Origin of the sequence: Mycobacterium sp. E3251 (assembly GCF_001666835.1) — a bacterium.
GTDB lineage: Bacteria > Actinomycetota > Actinomycetes > Mycobacteriales > Mycobacteriaceae > Mycobacterium.
The window spans coordinates 39,346-51,950 of sequence record NZ_LZJF01000163.1; the positions used below are offsets into that span (position 1 = coordinate 39,346).

The 12,605-nt window shown below is 68.3% G+C and carries 14 protein-coding genes; 3 read left to right on the top strand and 11 right to left on the bottom strand.

Annotation, left to right across the window (positions count from 1 at the left end; genetic code table 11):
• Positions 1–10: 10 nt before the first annotated feature.
• The 9 genes from A5697_RS20555 to hrcA all read right to left on the bottom strand — a co-directional run bounded on the left by A5697_RS20555 (position 11) and on the right by hrcA (position 9,185).
• On the bottom strand, positions 11–793 hold the full coding sequence (locus tag A5697_RS20555; RefSeq protein ID WP_068011845.1) for an SDR family oxidoreductase: 783 nt from the start codon (positions 791–793) through the stop codon (positions 11–13).
• Positions 794–828: 35 nt separating this feature from the next.
• Positions 829–1,728 (bottom strand): GTPase Era, encoded by a 900-nt coding sequence (era, locus tag A5697_RS20560; RefSeq protein ID WP_068011846.1) that lies wholly within the window; start codon positions 1,726–1,728, stop codon positions 829–831.
• A gap of 18 nt (positions 1,729–1,746) precedes the next feature.
• Complete coding sequence (locus tag A5697_RS20565) at positions 1,747–3,060, bottom strand: hemolysin family protein (protein ID WP_068011847.1); 1,314 nt, start codon at positions 3,058–3,060, stop codon at positions 1,747–1,749.
• Positions 3,057–4,280 carry a hypothetical protein gene (locus A5697_RS20570; RefSeq protein WP_067944077.1) on the bottom strand — a complete coding sequence of 408 codons (1,224 nt, stop codon included), beginning with the start codon at positions 4,278–4,280 and terminating at the stop codon, positions 3,057–3,059. The genes A5697_RS20565 and A5697_RS20570 overlap by 4 nt, the downstream gene beginning before the upstream one ends.
• Before the next feature lie 62 nt (positions 4,281–4,342).
• Entirely contained in the window at positions 4,343–4,876 is a 534-nt protein-coding gene (ybeY, locus tag A5697_RS20575) for an rRNA maturation RNase YbeY (protein WP_068011848.1), read from the bottom strand.
• A 30-nt stretch (positions 4,877–4,906) separates the two neighbouring features.
• On the bottom strand, positions 4,907–5,965 hold the full coding sequence (locus A5697_RS20580) for a PhoH family protein (protein ID WP_067944069.1): 1,059 nt from the start codon (positions 5,963–5,965) through the stop codon (positions 4,907–4,909).
• A gap of 186 nt (positions 5,966–6,151) precedes the next feature.
• Positions 6,152–6,913: a 16S rRNA (uracil(1498)-N(3))-methyltransferase gene (locus A5697_RS20585; RefSeq protein ID WP_068011849.1), complete on the bottom strand. Its 762-nt coding sequence runs from the start codon at positions 6,911–6,913 to the stop codon at positions 6,152–6,154.
• A gap of 24 nt (positions 6,914–6,937) precedes the next feature.
• Positions 6,938–8,086, bottom strand: coding sequence for a molecular chaperone DnaJ (gene dnaJ / locus A5697_RS20590; protein WP_068011850.1), 1,149 nt, complete (start codon positions 8,084–8,086; stop codon positions 6,938–6,940).
• Positions 8,087–8,153: 67 nt separating this feature from the next.
• Complete coding sequence (hrcA, locus tag A5697_RS20595; protein WP_067203209.1) at positions 8,154–9,185, bottom strand: heat-inducible transcriptional repressor HrcA; 1,032 nt, start codon at positions 9,183–9,185, stop codon at positions 8,154–8,156.
• 213 nt (positions 9,186–9,398) lie between these two features.
• On the opposite strand from hrcA, the gene A5697_RS20600 reads away from it, so the two are divergent.
• The 3 genes from A5697_RS20600 to A5697_RS20610 all read left to right on the top strand — a co-directional run bounded on the left by A5697_RS20600 (position 9,399) and on the right by A5697_RS20610 (position 11,258).
• Positions 9,399–9,713 carry a type II toxin-antitoxin system VapB family antitoxin gene (locus A5697_RS20600; RefSeq protein WP_067946781.1) on the top strand — a complete coding sequence of 105 codons (315 nt, stop codon included), beginning with the start codon at positions 9,399–9,401 and terminating at the stop codon, positions 9,711–9,713.
• 79 nt (positions 9,714–9,792) lie between these two features.
• Positions 9,793–10,386: a carboxymuconolactone decarboxylase family protein gene (locus A5697_RS20605; RefSeq protein ID WP_067946779.1), complete on the top strand. Its 594-nt coding sequence runs from the start codon at positions 9,793–9,795 to the stop codon at positions 10,384–10,386.
• Positions 10,383–11,258: a sigma-70 family RNA polymerase sigma factor gene (locus A5697_RS20610; RefSeq protein WP_068011851.1), complete on the top strand. Its 876-nt coding sequence runs from the start codon at positions 10,383–10,385 to the stop codon at positions 11,256–11,258. The genes A5697_RS20605 and A5697_RS20610 overlap by 4 nt, the downstream gene beginning before the upstream one ends.
• Here A5697_RS20610 and A5697_RS20615 read toward each other — a convergent pair.
• Together A5697_RS20615 and A5697_RS20620 are read right to left on the bottom strand one after the other, a co-directional pair.
• Positions 11,252–11,755: a hypothetical protein gene (locus A5697_RS20615; protein WP_068011861.1), complete on the bottom strand. Its 504-nt coding sequence runs from the start codon at positions 11,753–11,755 to the stop codon at positions 11,252–11,254. The two genes, A5697_RS20610 and A5697_RS20615, sit on opposite strands and share 7 nt — an antisense overlap.
• A gap of 175 nt (positions 11,756–11,930) precedes the next feature.
• Complete coding sequence (locus tag A5697_RS20620; RefSeq protein WP_369806135.1) at positions 11,931–12,437, bottom strand: hypothetical protein; 507 nt, start codon at positions 12,435–12,437, stop codon at positions 11,931–11,933.
• Positions 12,438–12,605 lie beyond the last annotated feature (168 nt).

The following is a 12,605-nucleotide window of genomic DNA, read 5'->3' on the forward strand; positions in this document are numbered from 1 at the left end:
CACCGCCATATCATCTCCGCGGGCGCGACATCACCCGATTGCCAACGGCTTTGACGCTGTCGGGCAGCACGCGGTTGGCAGCACCCATGGCCTTGACGAGGACCGACCCGGCGACGACCTTCTGATCGCCGCGCATCAGCGACTCGAACCCTTGCCGGGCGACCTTGGCCGGATCGTCTTTGGCGCCCTTGCCCATCAGGGACTCAACCATCTTGGCTCGGCCGAAGAAATTGGTGTCCGTCGGTCCGGGCATCAGCGCCGTGACAGTGATTGAGGTGCCGCGCAATTCATCCCGGAGCGCTTCGGCGAACGATTGGACGAAAGACTTCGACGCGTTGTACACCGGCTGATACGAACCCGGCATCTGGGCCGCAATGGACGACGTGAACAGCACCTTGCCCGAGTCACGATTCGCCATGTCGCGCAACACCAGCTTGGCCAGGTGAACCGTCGAGCGCACGTTGAGGTCGACGATGCTGAGGTCGTCGGCGAGTTCGCTCTTGAGGAACATCTCGCCGCGGCCGATGCCCGCGTTGAGGGCCGCGGCGGCCAGCACGCGGTCGCCTTCGATCGTGCTCTGGTACAAGTGCTCCACCCCCTCGGGGGTGCGAAGGTCGACCTGGATCGGCTGCACGGTGCAGTCCCACCGGGAGAGTTTGTCCGGTACGTCCCTGATGGCGTCGTCTTCGGCCGCCACGACGAGGTCGTAGCCGTGTTGGGCGAACTGCTTGGCCAGTTCGAGCCCAATGCCGCTGGACGCGCCGGTCACTAAAGCCCACTGTGCTTGGGTCATACGCGACGGCTACCCGTCGTCGATGCCACCAAACTTCAGAAGCCCAGCCGACCAAGCTGTTTGGGGTCGCTCTGCCAGTTCTTGGCGACCTTGACGCGCAGGTCGAGGTAGACCTTGGTGCCGAGCAACTTTTCGATCTGGCCGCGCGCCGCGGTGCCCACCTGTCGCAGCCGGGCGCCGCCCTTGCCGATGACTATCCCCTTCTGGCTGTCGCGCTCGACGTAGAGCAGCGCGTGCACGTCGATGAGGTCGTCGCGGTCCTCCCGGGGGTTGACCTCGTCGATGACCACCGCCAGCGAGTGCGGCAGCTCGTCGCGGACGCCCTCCAGGGCGGCCTCGCGGATGAGCTCCGCCATCAGGACTTCCTCAGGCTCGTCGGTCAGCTCGCCGTCGGGGTAGTACGCGGGGCCGGGGGGCAGCGCCGCGGCGAGCACGTCGATCAGCACGTCCATCTGTGCCCCGGTGGCCGCGGACACGGGGACGATCTCCGCCGAGTCGCCGACCAGCTCGCTGACCGCGACCAGCTGCGCGGCCACCCGGTCCCTGGGCACCTTGTCGATCTTGGTGACGATGGCCACCAGCGCCGTCTTCGGTGCGTTGGAACGGATTTGGTCGACGATCCATCGGTCACCCGGGCCGATCGCCTCGTCGGCCGGGATGCACAACCCGATCACGTCGACTTCGGCATAGGTGTCGCGCACCAAGTCGTTGAGCCGCTTGCCCAGCAGGGTGCGCGGCCGGTGCAGGCCCGGCGTGTCGACCAGGATGATCTGGAAGTTCTCCCGGTGCACGATGCCGCGGATGGTGTGCCGGGTGGTCTGCGGCCGCGTCGAGGTGATCGCCACCTTGGTGCCGACGAGGGCGTTGGTCAGTGTCGACTTACCGGTGTTCGGCCGGCCGACCAAACACACGAAGCCGGAATGGAATTCGGTCATTCGCCGGCGCCCCGCCGATCAGCCATGCTCGTCGGCCCCACGACCGGCGGAGCCATTGGACTCGGGTTCGGCCGGGCTCAGCAGGACCGTGCCGATCCGTACCCGCCCCCGGTGGTCGGTGCCGCCTTCGGCTTGCAGGCGCAGGCCATGCGAGACCACCTCGGCCCCGGGCAGCGGAACCCGGCCCAGTTCCAGGGCGAGCAGGCCGCCGACGGTATCGACGTCGAGGTCGTCGTCGAAGTCCACATCGTAGAGCTCGCCGAGGTCTTCGATGGGCAACCGCGCCGATACGCGGAAACGTCTGTCGCCCAGGTCTTCTACCGGTGCCGTCTCCGCCTGGTCGTACTCGTCGGCGATCTCGCCGACGATCTCCTCCAGCACGTCTTCAATGCTCACCAGTCCGGCTATCGCACCGTACTCGTCGACGAGAAGCGCCATGTGGTTGCGGTCGCGCTGCATTTCGCGCAGCAGCGTATCCAGCGGCTTGGAGTCCGGCACGAACACCGGCGGACGCATCACCTGCGCCACCGTAATGCCCCGGCCGCCATCCCCCGAAAGAAAGCTCTGCTGCACAAGGTCTTTGAGGTACACGACGCCGACGATGTCGTCGACGTTCTCGCCAATCACCGGGATGCGCGAATGCCCACTGCGCACCGCGAGGTTCAACGCCTGACTGGCAAGCTTGTCGCTTTCGATCCAGATCATCTCGGTGCGCGGCACCATCACCTCGCGGGCCGGGGTGTCGCCGAGCTCGAAGACCGACTCGATCATCCGGCGTTCGTCGGCGGCGACCACGCCGCGCTGCTGGGCCAGGTCCACGACTTCGCGAAGCTCGATCTCGGACGCGAACGGCCCGTTGCGCAGGCCGCGCCCCGGCGTCAGCGCATTACCCAGGACCACCAGCAACCGGCTGAGGGGCATCAACAACCACGAAATGAGCCGCAGCGGAACGGCCGTCGTCAACGAAATGGAATACGCGTGCTGGCGACCCAGCGTGCGCGGACCGACCCCGATGACGACGAAACTGATGACCACCATGGTCGCGGCGGCCCCGAACAACGCCCAGCTCAGGCCGAAGTTGTCGTACAGGAAAAGCACCAACAGCACGGTCGCCGTGATCTCGCAGGTGATGCGCAGCAGCACCACCAGGTTGATGTAGCGCGGCCGCTCGGCCATCACCTCGGCCAGCGACACGGCGCCGGGCCGCTCCTCGCGCACCAGCTCCTGGACACGGGCCAGCGACACGGTGCTGATGGCGGCATCGATCGCCGCGAACAGCCCGCCGATAGCGATGAGCGCCATCGCGCCGAGCAGCCAAGAAAGACCGGTCAATTCCCGGAAGACCTTGACGTGGTGACAGGCTCCCCTACGTCGTCGTCGCTCCGCTTCCGACTGAGGGCCCAGGCGGTAAGGCACACCACTATCCCCAGCGTCCCGTAGCCCAGCGCCGAAGGCCACCAGGGCGGGGCGGGTTGGGTCGGCTCCTCGTGCGGCCGCACGGCGAGCACCACCAGGAAGTTGCCGTCGTCGGTCGGCCCGGCGTGCGGCAACGACTGGGTCTTCGTCACCCTGATCTGGGCGCTGCTGCTGCTGGAGTCGTTGATCTCGCCCCAGGCCATAGTGGAGTCGTCGAGCAGGAAGGTCTGCTGACTGCCCCCGGGCTGGCTTTCGTCCCGGCCCACGACCGCCACCTGGGCGACCTCCACCGTCTGGGTGGCGGCGGGGACAGCGACCAGGACAGTCTGGTACAGCTTCGGGGGGGCCGGCGGTTTGAAGTCCGGTGGCGGGGGGCCGTTGAAGCCGTCCGGCGGTACCGAGCCACCGCCATAGAAGCTGCCCGCCGCCACCCAGCTGTCACCGACCGCGGTGAACGGGACCACGCCGACGGTCGCGGCGTCCAGCACGATGCGCGAACCGGGCGCCAGATACGCCTCGCGGTCGGCACCGTTGTAGGAGTAGCGGAAGACCATGCCCTCTTTGAGAGGGTTGAAGAGCGCCGGGCGGCGGTAGGCGTCGTCGTAGTCGACGTAGTCCCAGTGGCGGGGGCGGACCAGCTTCTGATTGTCGACCTTGAGGACGTCGACGTTTTCCCGGTGGTTGCTGACGACATTCTGCACCCGCTGGTTGAAGTCGACCTGCTTCGGTGGCTTCGGGGGGTCGGCGGGATTGACCCGCGTCGCCGGTGCGGCCTTGGCCGCCGCGACCGCCTGCGGCGGAACGTCGAGCCCCCGCGGCGGGGCCACCACCGAGACGTTTCTCGACGCGTCGGGGCCCGGCGGGTTGATCGTGGCAACTGGGTTGGTGGGCGGCAGGTTTGGCGGGATGGCCGGCGGCGCATGCACCGGCTCCGGGCTCGGCGGCACGTACGGGGGAAGCTCGGGAACCTGCACCTGGGTCGGGGACGGCTGAGCCCGGCGCGGCGGCGCGTCCTGGGAGCACACGTTGGAGGTGTGATACTGCGCCACCAGATACTGACACCAATTGCAGCTGGTCGGGTTCGACCCGCCGCCGGCGCAGGGGGCCGCCTCTGCCGCCCCGATCGTGTTGGCCATCAACGAGATCGGCGCGAAGGCGATGGCGGCCGCAGCCGCGATTCCGAGTGCTTTAAGTAAGCTCAATTGTCGAAATACCTTGACTTGTCCAGCAACTGACGGTCCCGCTCCTGCTGGCGGTCCTCATGGTAGGCCTCGACTTGCTCGGCGACCCACTCTTCGAGCAACCGGTCCTGAAGGGTGAACATCTCTTTTTCCTCGTCCGGCTCGCCGTGGTCGTAGCCCAGCAGATGAAGCACGCCGTGGATGGTCAACAGTGCCAACTCGTGGCCGAGACTGTGCCCCGCCGCGTCGGCCTGCCCGGCCGCGAATTCCGGGCACAGCACGATGTCACCCAGCATCGACGGACCCGGCTCCGGGGCGTCGGGCCGGCCACCCGGCTCGAGCTCGTCCATCGGGAAACTCATCACGTCCGTCGGGCCGGGCAGGTCCATCCACCGCATGTGCAGGTCGGCCATGGCCGCGGTGTCCAACAGGACCATCGACAGCTCGGCCGCCGGGTTGACGTCCATCTTGGCGATGACAAACCGTGCGACGCTGATCAACTCCGTTTCGGAGACGTCAATGCCCGACTCGTTGGACACTTCGATGCTCATGAGACGCCCATCAAACAGTCACAGCCCTCATCACCGGCGCCCACGAGAGACCGACGCGCGCCGAGCCGCCCGGTTCATCGTCAGGCCCGGCTCTTCGAATCTGGCGTAGGCGTCGACAATTTCGGAGACCAGCCGGTGGCGTACCACGTCCACACTGGTCAGCTCCGCGATGTGGATGTCCTCGACGCTGTCCAGGATCTCGATCGCCGACCGCAGGCCCGACTTGGCGCCACCGGGAAGATCCACCTGGGTGATGTCGCCGGTGATGACCATTTTCGATCCGAAGCCGAGCCGGGTGAGGAACATCTTCATCTGCTCGGCGGTGGTGTTCTGCGCCTCGTCGAGGACGATGAAGGCCGAATTCAGCGTGCGGCCACGCATATACGCCAGCGGCGCGACCTCGATGACCCCGGCGGACATCAGCTTGGGGATCAGCTCGGGATCCATCATGTCGTACAGGGCGTCATACAGCGGCCGCAGATACGGGTCGATCTTCTCGCTGAGTGTGCCCGGTAAAAAGCCAAGGCGCTCACCGGCTTCCACCGCCGGCCGGGTCAGGATGATGCGGTTCACCTGTTTGGTCTGCAACGCGCTGACCGCCTTGGCCATCGCCAGGTACGTCTTGCCGGTGCCGGCCGGGCCGACCCCGAAGACGATGGTGTTGGCGTCGATCGCGTCGACGTAGCGCTTCTGGTTGAGCGTCTTGGGCCGGATCGTCTTGCCGCGCCGCGACAGGATGTCCAGGGTGAGCACTTCGGCCGGCGACTCGTTGTCGGTGCCGGCCAGCATGGCGACGCTGTGGCGGACCACCTCCGGCGTCAACGGCTGACCGTTGGCGACGATCGCGACGAGTTCGGAGATCGCGCGCTCAGCCAGCGCGACGTCGGCGGGCTCGCCCGAGACGGTCACGGCATTGCCACGCACGTGCAGGTCGGCGTTCAGGCTGCGCTCCAGCGCGCGAAGGTTTTCGTCCGCCGAGCCCAACAAGCCGACGACGACATCGGGCGGAACATCGATGCTGCTGCGTACTTCGGCGTTGGCCTGGAGGCCTCCGGCTGCGTCAACAGCGCTGGTCTCGCGGGGCGTCACGTGGCTCTCGATGCCTGCTTTCTCGGTTTGTCGGTGGTTTGCTCGGCTGCCTAAGTCTACGCCGGGGCCCCAGATTGGTCAGCCTTCAGCCGCGTATTCGCGGGGGGCGGATGATTGCCTCGCGACGGGCCCATCCGCACCGGTCCGCCCGGGACCAGCGACGACGCGGCACGATCGCGCTACGCCCTACAGGGTGGAGGCGTGGTCCCACCGTGGGGTGAGCACGCCGAGCGCCCCCAGCGCCACCGCCGCGGCGGTCGACGTGCGCAGCACCTGGGGGCCTAGCCGCACCGGCACCGCCCCCGCTTCGGTCAACGCGGCGATCTCGTCGGGCGCGATGCCGCCTTCGGGACCAACCACGACAAGCAGCGCGGTCGCGCGGGCGATATCGAGTTTGGTCAGCGGGTCGGTGGCCGACTCGTGCAGGGCCAGCGCCACGGCTCCTGCGGCCACGTCGTCGCGGATCCGCTCGGCCAGTCCCGCGGTGGACAGCACGCCCTCGACGGGCGGGATGTGCGCCCGTCGGGATTGCCGGGCCGCCGAACGGGCGACGGCGCGCCACCGGCGCAGGCCCTTGTCCACGCGGGCACCCTGCCAACTGGCCACGCACCGGGCCGCCTGCCAGGCGACGAAGGCGTCCGCCCCGGCTTCGGTGGCCAATTCGATGGCCAGCTCCGAGCGGTCCGACTTCGGCAGCGCCTGCACCACGGTGACCGGCGGTTGCCCCGCCGCGACGCTCCAGCGCTTCAGTACCCGGGCGCTCAACCCGTCGCGGCCGGCGTGCTCGACCTCGCAGTGCGCCAGGCCGCCGGAGCCGTCGCCGAGGACCAAGTGTTCGCCGGGTCGGATCCGCCGCACGGTGGCGGCGTGAAACCCCTCGTCGCCCTCGAGGACGGCCAGCGAGCCGGTATCGGGCAGCGCGTCGACGTAGAAGAGGGTCGCGACCATGTGCGCGCCTTTCCCAGATCGCAGCTAGCGGCCGGTGAAGGTTTCGCGCAGCCGGCTGAACAGGCCGCCGCCGGCGTGCGTCGAGCGGACCTCGGGCACGTCGCGGCTGCGCCTGGTCTTGAGCTCGCGCAGCAACTCGGTGTCGTGGTGGTCCAGCCGGCTGGGCACCACCACCTCGACGTGGACGTGCAGATCGCCCCGGGTGCCCGACCGCAGGTGCGGCATCCCGTGGCCGCGCAGCGTGATGACCGAATTCGGTTGCGTGCCAGGCGGAATGGTGACCTCGCTGATGCCGTCCAGAATGGCGTCGATGGTGATCGTGGCGCCCAGCGCCGCGTCGACCATGGGCACCGACACCGTGCAGTGCAGGTCGTCACCCTCGCGCACGAAGACGTCGTGGGCCTGCTCATGGACCTCGACGTATAGGTCGCCGGCCGGCCCTCCCCCGGGCCCGACCTCGCCCTGGGCGGCCAGCCGCACCCGCATGCCGTCGCCGACCCCGGCGGGGATTTTCACGCTGATCTCTCGGCGGGCCCGCACCCGGCCGTCGCCCATGCACTGGTGGCAGGGATCGGGGATGACGACACCGACGCCGCGGCAGGTGGGGCATGGCCGCGAGGTCATCACCTGACCCAGCAGCGAGCGCTGCACCGTCTGGACCTCGCCGCGGCCGCCGCACGTGTCGCACGGGACCGGCACCGAGTCGCCGTTGGTGCCCTTGCCCTGGCAGCGGTCGCACAGCACCGCGGTGTCGACGGTGACCTGCTTGGTCACACCGGTCGCGCACTCTTCGAGGTCGAGCCGCATGCGCAGCAGCGAGTCCGAGCCCGGCCGCACCCGGCCGATCGGACCGCGGGAGGTCGCGCCACCGCTGAAGCCGCCGCCGAAGAAGGCTTCGAACACGTCGCCGAGGCCCCCGAAGCCGCCGCCGAAGCCACCGCCCGCGGCGGCGGCGCCCTCCATCGGATCGCCACCGAGGTCGACGATGCGGCGCTTCTCAGGGTCGCTCAGCACCTCGTAGGCGACGCTGATCTCCTTGAACTTCGCCTGCGCGGCCTCGTCCGGGTTGACATCGGGATGCAGCTCACGGGCCAACTTGCGGTACGCGCGCTTGATCTCCGCATCGCTGGCGTTTCTGCCCACCCCGAGCAGCCCGTAATAGTCGCGTGCCACGCCTGACTCTCCTAAACCTGGTCCTTGTCCCGCGCCCACAAAGCTTGAGCATCCAGCGGGTGCGCGTTCATCGAGCACCCAGGACTTCGCCGATATAAAGGGCAACCGCGGCGACGCTGGCGATAGTTCCCGGATAGTCCATCCGGGTGGGCCCCAGCACACCCATTCCGCCGAACACGGTGTCGGAGGTGCCGTAGGCGGTGGTCACCATCGAGGTGCCCGCCATTTGCTCGGCGGCCGTCTCATGGCCGATACGCACCGTCACCTTACCGGCTTCCTGCTGGGCCGCCAGCAACCGCAGCACCACCACCTGCTCCTCGAGCGCCTCCAGGATTGAGCGCAGCGAGCCGCCGAAATCGGCGGCGTTGCGCGTCAGGTTGGCGGTGCCGCCCATCAGCAAGCGTTCTTCGGTGTGCTCCACCAACGACTCCAGCAACACCGTCGCCGAGCGGCCGACGGCGTCGCCCAGGCCGTCCGGGGCGCGCAGCTGTCCGGCCAGGTCCGCGACGGCGATCGACGCCGCCGAGAGCTTCTTGCCCACCAACGCCTGGCCGAGCATCTCCCGGAGCTGGGACAGCTGGTGATCGTCGATGACATCGCCCAGTTCGACGATCCGCTGGTCCACGCGACCGGTGTCGGTGATGACCACCATCAGCAGGCGGGCCGGCGTCAGTGCGATCACTTCCAGATGACGCACGGTGGACGACGTCAGCGTCGGGTACTGCACCACGGCCACCTGACGGGTGAGCTGGGCCAGTAGGCGCACCGCCCGGCGCAGCACGTCGTCGAGGTCGACACCGGACTCCAGGAAGCTCAGGATCGCGCTGCGCTCGGCCGAGGAGAGCGGCTTGACGTCGTGCAGCCGGTCGACGAACTCCCGGTAGCCCTTCTCCGTGGGCACCCGTCCGGAGCTGGTGTGCGGCTGGGTGATGTAGCCCTCGGCCTCGAGCACCGCCATGTCGTTGCGGACGGTCGCGGACGAGACGCCCAAGTTGTGACGCTCCACCAGGCTCTTGGAACCGATGGGTTCCTTGGTGGCAACGAAATCGGCGACGATGGCACGCAGCACCTCGAAGCGACGATCGTCGGCACTTCCCACTCGTTGTCACCTCCCTGCGCCGCGCTGACCCGGGTTCATTTTACGGGTCGCAAGCCGTGCTAACCGTTACAGCGGCCGGTTGCCGCGGCGGGGGCGGCGGCACTCGGCGCCGGCAGGCGGAATTGCGGTGGCCTCGAGGCTGTAGGCACGTCTTCCGGTTAGCCTGTCCAGCATGAACCGGTCGCGGCACAGGCCGTCGGGAAAGATCCGGCGATGATCTTCAAGGGCGTGCGCGAGGGCAAGCCGTATCCGGAGCACGGGCTGTCCTACCGCGACTGGGCCCAGATTCCGCCGCAGCAGATCCGCCTCGACGAACTGGTCACGACGACCACGGTGCTGGCGCTGGACCGCCTGCTGTCGGAGGATTCCACCTTCTACGGCGACCTCTTCCCGCACGCCGTGCGGTGGAAGGGCGTCACCTATCTCGAGGACGGCCTGCACCGCGCGGTCCGGGCGGCGCTGCGGAACCGCACCGTGCTGCACGCCCGGGTGTTCGACATGGACCGGGCGCCGGGTCCGCCCAACTAGGGCGGTCACGTTTGCGCCGCGCCGGGTGTCGACTTAGTGAGGACGTTGGTTCACACCGCAACTTGCTAGGAGGATCGCCATGTCCCGGTTGCCAGGGGTCTCAGACCGCGACGCCGGCCTGGGCGCCAAGATCGCCTTCTTCTTCACCAAGCGCAAACTCGCGCAGATGACCGGCCTGGAAACGGCCGGGATGCTGGAACCGCTGCGAATGTATGCGCACATCCCCCGGCTGCTCAACGCCTACGGCAAGCTCGAGCAGGCCGAGTCGAAACTGGACATCCTCAGCCCCCGCCACCGCGCGCTCGCCGAGCTCAAGTCGGCGACGACGGTGCGCTGCGAATACTGCATCGACCTCGGTTCACAGATCGCCCGCCAGTGGGGCATCACCGACGAGGAACTGCTCGCCCTCGCGGACTATCGCAACGCTTCGTGCTTCTCCGCGGTCGACAAGCTGATCCTCGAGTACGCGACCGCGATCAGCCGGACGCCCGTGGAGGTGAGCGATGAGCTTTTCGATGCGCTGCGCACGCATTTCGATACGGCCCAACTCGTCGGCCTCACCCACGTGATCACGCTGGGCAATCTGCGCGCCCGCTTCAACCTGGCGCTTGGGATCGGCTCGTCGGGCTTCTCCGGCAACCGGGTCTGCGCCCTGCCCGAAGCACGTACGTGACCGTCGATGCGTCGGTGACGGCCCGTTTCGAGGCGGCGAGGCCGCAGCTCGGCGCCATCGCCTACCGCATGCTGGGCTCGATCGACGACGCCCAGGACGCTGTGCAGGAAGCGTGGCTCCGGCTGAGCGGCCGGGGCGCCGAAGGCGCTGACGAAATAGCCAACCTGGACGCCTGGCTCACCACGGTGGTGGCCCGCATCTGTTTGAACATGCTCCGCGACCGCCGGACGCGCGGCCTGAGCGTGGCCGTGCCGGACCCGATCGTGGAAGCCGACGGCGAATTCGACCCCGAACACCGCGCGATGCTGGCCGACGCGGTCGGACTGGCGTTGTTCGTGGTGCTGGATACCTTGCCGCCGGAGCAGCGCCTGGCATTCGTGCTGCACGACGCCTTCGCCGTGCCGTTCGACCAGATCGCACCCCTCGTCGGCCGGACGCCGGAGGCCACCCGCAAGCTGGCCAGCCGGGCACGCCGGCGCATCGAAGAGGCCGATCCTGACCCCGACGGCGACGCGGCCGCCCATCGGGAGGCCGTCGACGCCTTCTTTGCGGCTGGCCGCAGCGGCGATTTCGACCGGCTGGTGGCCGTGCTGCACCCGGACGTGGTGCTGCGCGGCGACTTCGGCCACGGCACCCCCGGCTTCCGCGCCGAGGGTGCCGCCGCCGTGGCACGGTTGGCCCGCGGCTACGCGGGTCCGGACCGCGAGGTGCGAGCCGCGACCGTCAACGGCGCCCCCGGCGCGGTCATCTTCGTCTCCGGGCGGGCGGCGGCCATCATGGGATTCGTGGTGCGCGGCGGCCTGGTGGTCTCAATCGACGTGCTGGCCGACCCCGCACGCGTCGCCAAATGCGCGCGGGGCGCAGATCACTGACCGGCGGCCTGCAGCAACTCCATCGCCGACGCCCTCGACAGCACCCAGCCGCCCTGGTTGACGAACGTGATGTTCTGGGTTACCGGCGACGTCAGCTTCGGACCGGAGACCGCGACGTCAGCGGTGGCCGAACCGGCCGCGGCCGGCTGGATGTTGGTGACATTGAACGACAGGGGCAGGTCGCCGTTCTTGGCCGCCTTCTGCAGCTTCTTGTCGGCGACGTGCGCCTCGATACCGCTGATGCCGCCTTGCACCAGGTTGCTCTTGCTGGAGAAGGAGACGCTCGGGTCGGCCAGGCTGTTCAGCACGCCGGTCAGCTGGTCGGCGGTCGGGACGTCGGCGGCCGCGACCGGAGCCGGGTCCTGCGGCAGAGGCGCGCCGACCGCGGCCAGCTGCACCTGATCCACTGGCGCCGCGACCGAGGCCAGGCCCGCGGCCGCACCCCCGATGGCGGCGAAGGCTGCCACGCTGGTGGCGAGCAACTTAACGGTTTTCATGGTTCCCCCTTCGACGGGCACGAAATTCGACGGATCCACACATCTGGCGTGGTGTCAGCGCGCCTGCTACTCCTGTTGTTTCGCGACTCGGCACGGCTACGTTACGACCAGGCCATATGAAGACAACATGCACAACCTGTGCGCAGGCTGTGTGGCCGCCCAGAATTCTAGCCGCCTAGTTCGTCGCCGTCGCCGCCTGGATCAGCGCGATGGCGGCGTCGTGCTGCAGGACCCAGTTCCCGCCCTGGTTGACGAAAACCAGGTGCTTTTCCACCGGCCCGGCGAACTTCGGACCCGAGATGGCCACGTCGGCCTGGGCCATGTTCGGGCCGGCGGGCGCAATGTTGGTCACGGCGAACGTCTCGGGGAAGTTCCCGTTGCGGTAGGCCTTGCGCAGATCGTGATCGGCGACGTGCCCCTCGTTGGGGCTGATGCCGTTTTCGACCAGATTGTTCTTGGTCGTGTATGAAACGCCCGGATCGGTCGCCTGGTTGCACAGGCTGGACAACTGATCGGCGGTCGGCAGCGCTCCCGGGGCCGGCGGCGGCGGGGGCGGATCCTGCGGTAACGGCGCGCCGACCGCGGCCAGCTGCACCTGATCCATCGGTGCTGCGACGAATGCGCCACCGGCGGCTCCCCCTACGACGGCGAACGCCGCCACGCCGGTGGCAAGAGTTGTCATGGTTTTCACGGTCTTCACGGTTCCCCCTTCGATACGCACGAACCGTGGCGGGATCTCAGCGATCTTGTCCCCCAGCAGGTTCCGCGCCACCACGGATTGGTTGGTGTAAGTGTGCCTTGTGTGACCGGCGATTGTGTCTCGGGCCGGTCACGTTACGGCGACGCTACG

Bases quoted from the DNA above. Each gene is read 5' to 3' on its own strand.
- A5697_RS20615 (WP_068011861.1), bottom strand. From the start codon at position 11,755: ATGAAAACCGTTAAGTTGCTCGCCACCAGCGTGGCAGCCTTCGCCGCC.
- ybeY (WP_068011848.1), bottom strand. From the start codon at position 4,876: ATGAGCATCGAAGTGTCCAACGAGTCGGGCATTGACGTCTCCGAAACG.
- A5697_RS20555 (WP_068011845.1), bottom strand. From the start codon at position 793: ATGACCCAAGCACAGTGGGCTTTAGTGACCGGCGCGTCCAGCGGCATT.
- A5697_RS20620 (WP_369806135.1), bottom strand. From the start codon at position 12,437: ATGACAACTCTTGCCACCGGCGTGGCGGCGTTCGCCGTCGTAGGGGGA.
- A5697_RS20585 (WP_068011849.1), bottom strand. From the start codon at position 6,913: ATGGTCGCGACCCTCTTCTACGTCGACGCGCTGCCCGATACCGGCTCG.
- A5697_RS20570 (WP_067944077.1), bottom strand. From the start codon at position 4,280: ATGGCCAACACGATCGGGGCGGCAGAGGCGGCCCCCTGCGCCGGCGGC.
- A5697_RS20600 (WP_067946781.1), top strand. From the start codon at position 9,399: ATGATCTTCAAGGGCGTGCGCGAGGGCAAGCCGTATCCGGAGCACGGG.
- era (WP_068011846.1), bottom strand. From the start codon at position 1,728: ATGACCGAATTCCATTCCGGCTTCGTGTGTTTGGTCGGCCGGCCGAAC.
- A5697_RS20605 (WP_067946779.1), top strand. From the start codon at position 9,793: ATGTCCCGGTTGCCAGGGGTCTCAGACCGCGACGCCGGCCTGGGCGCC.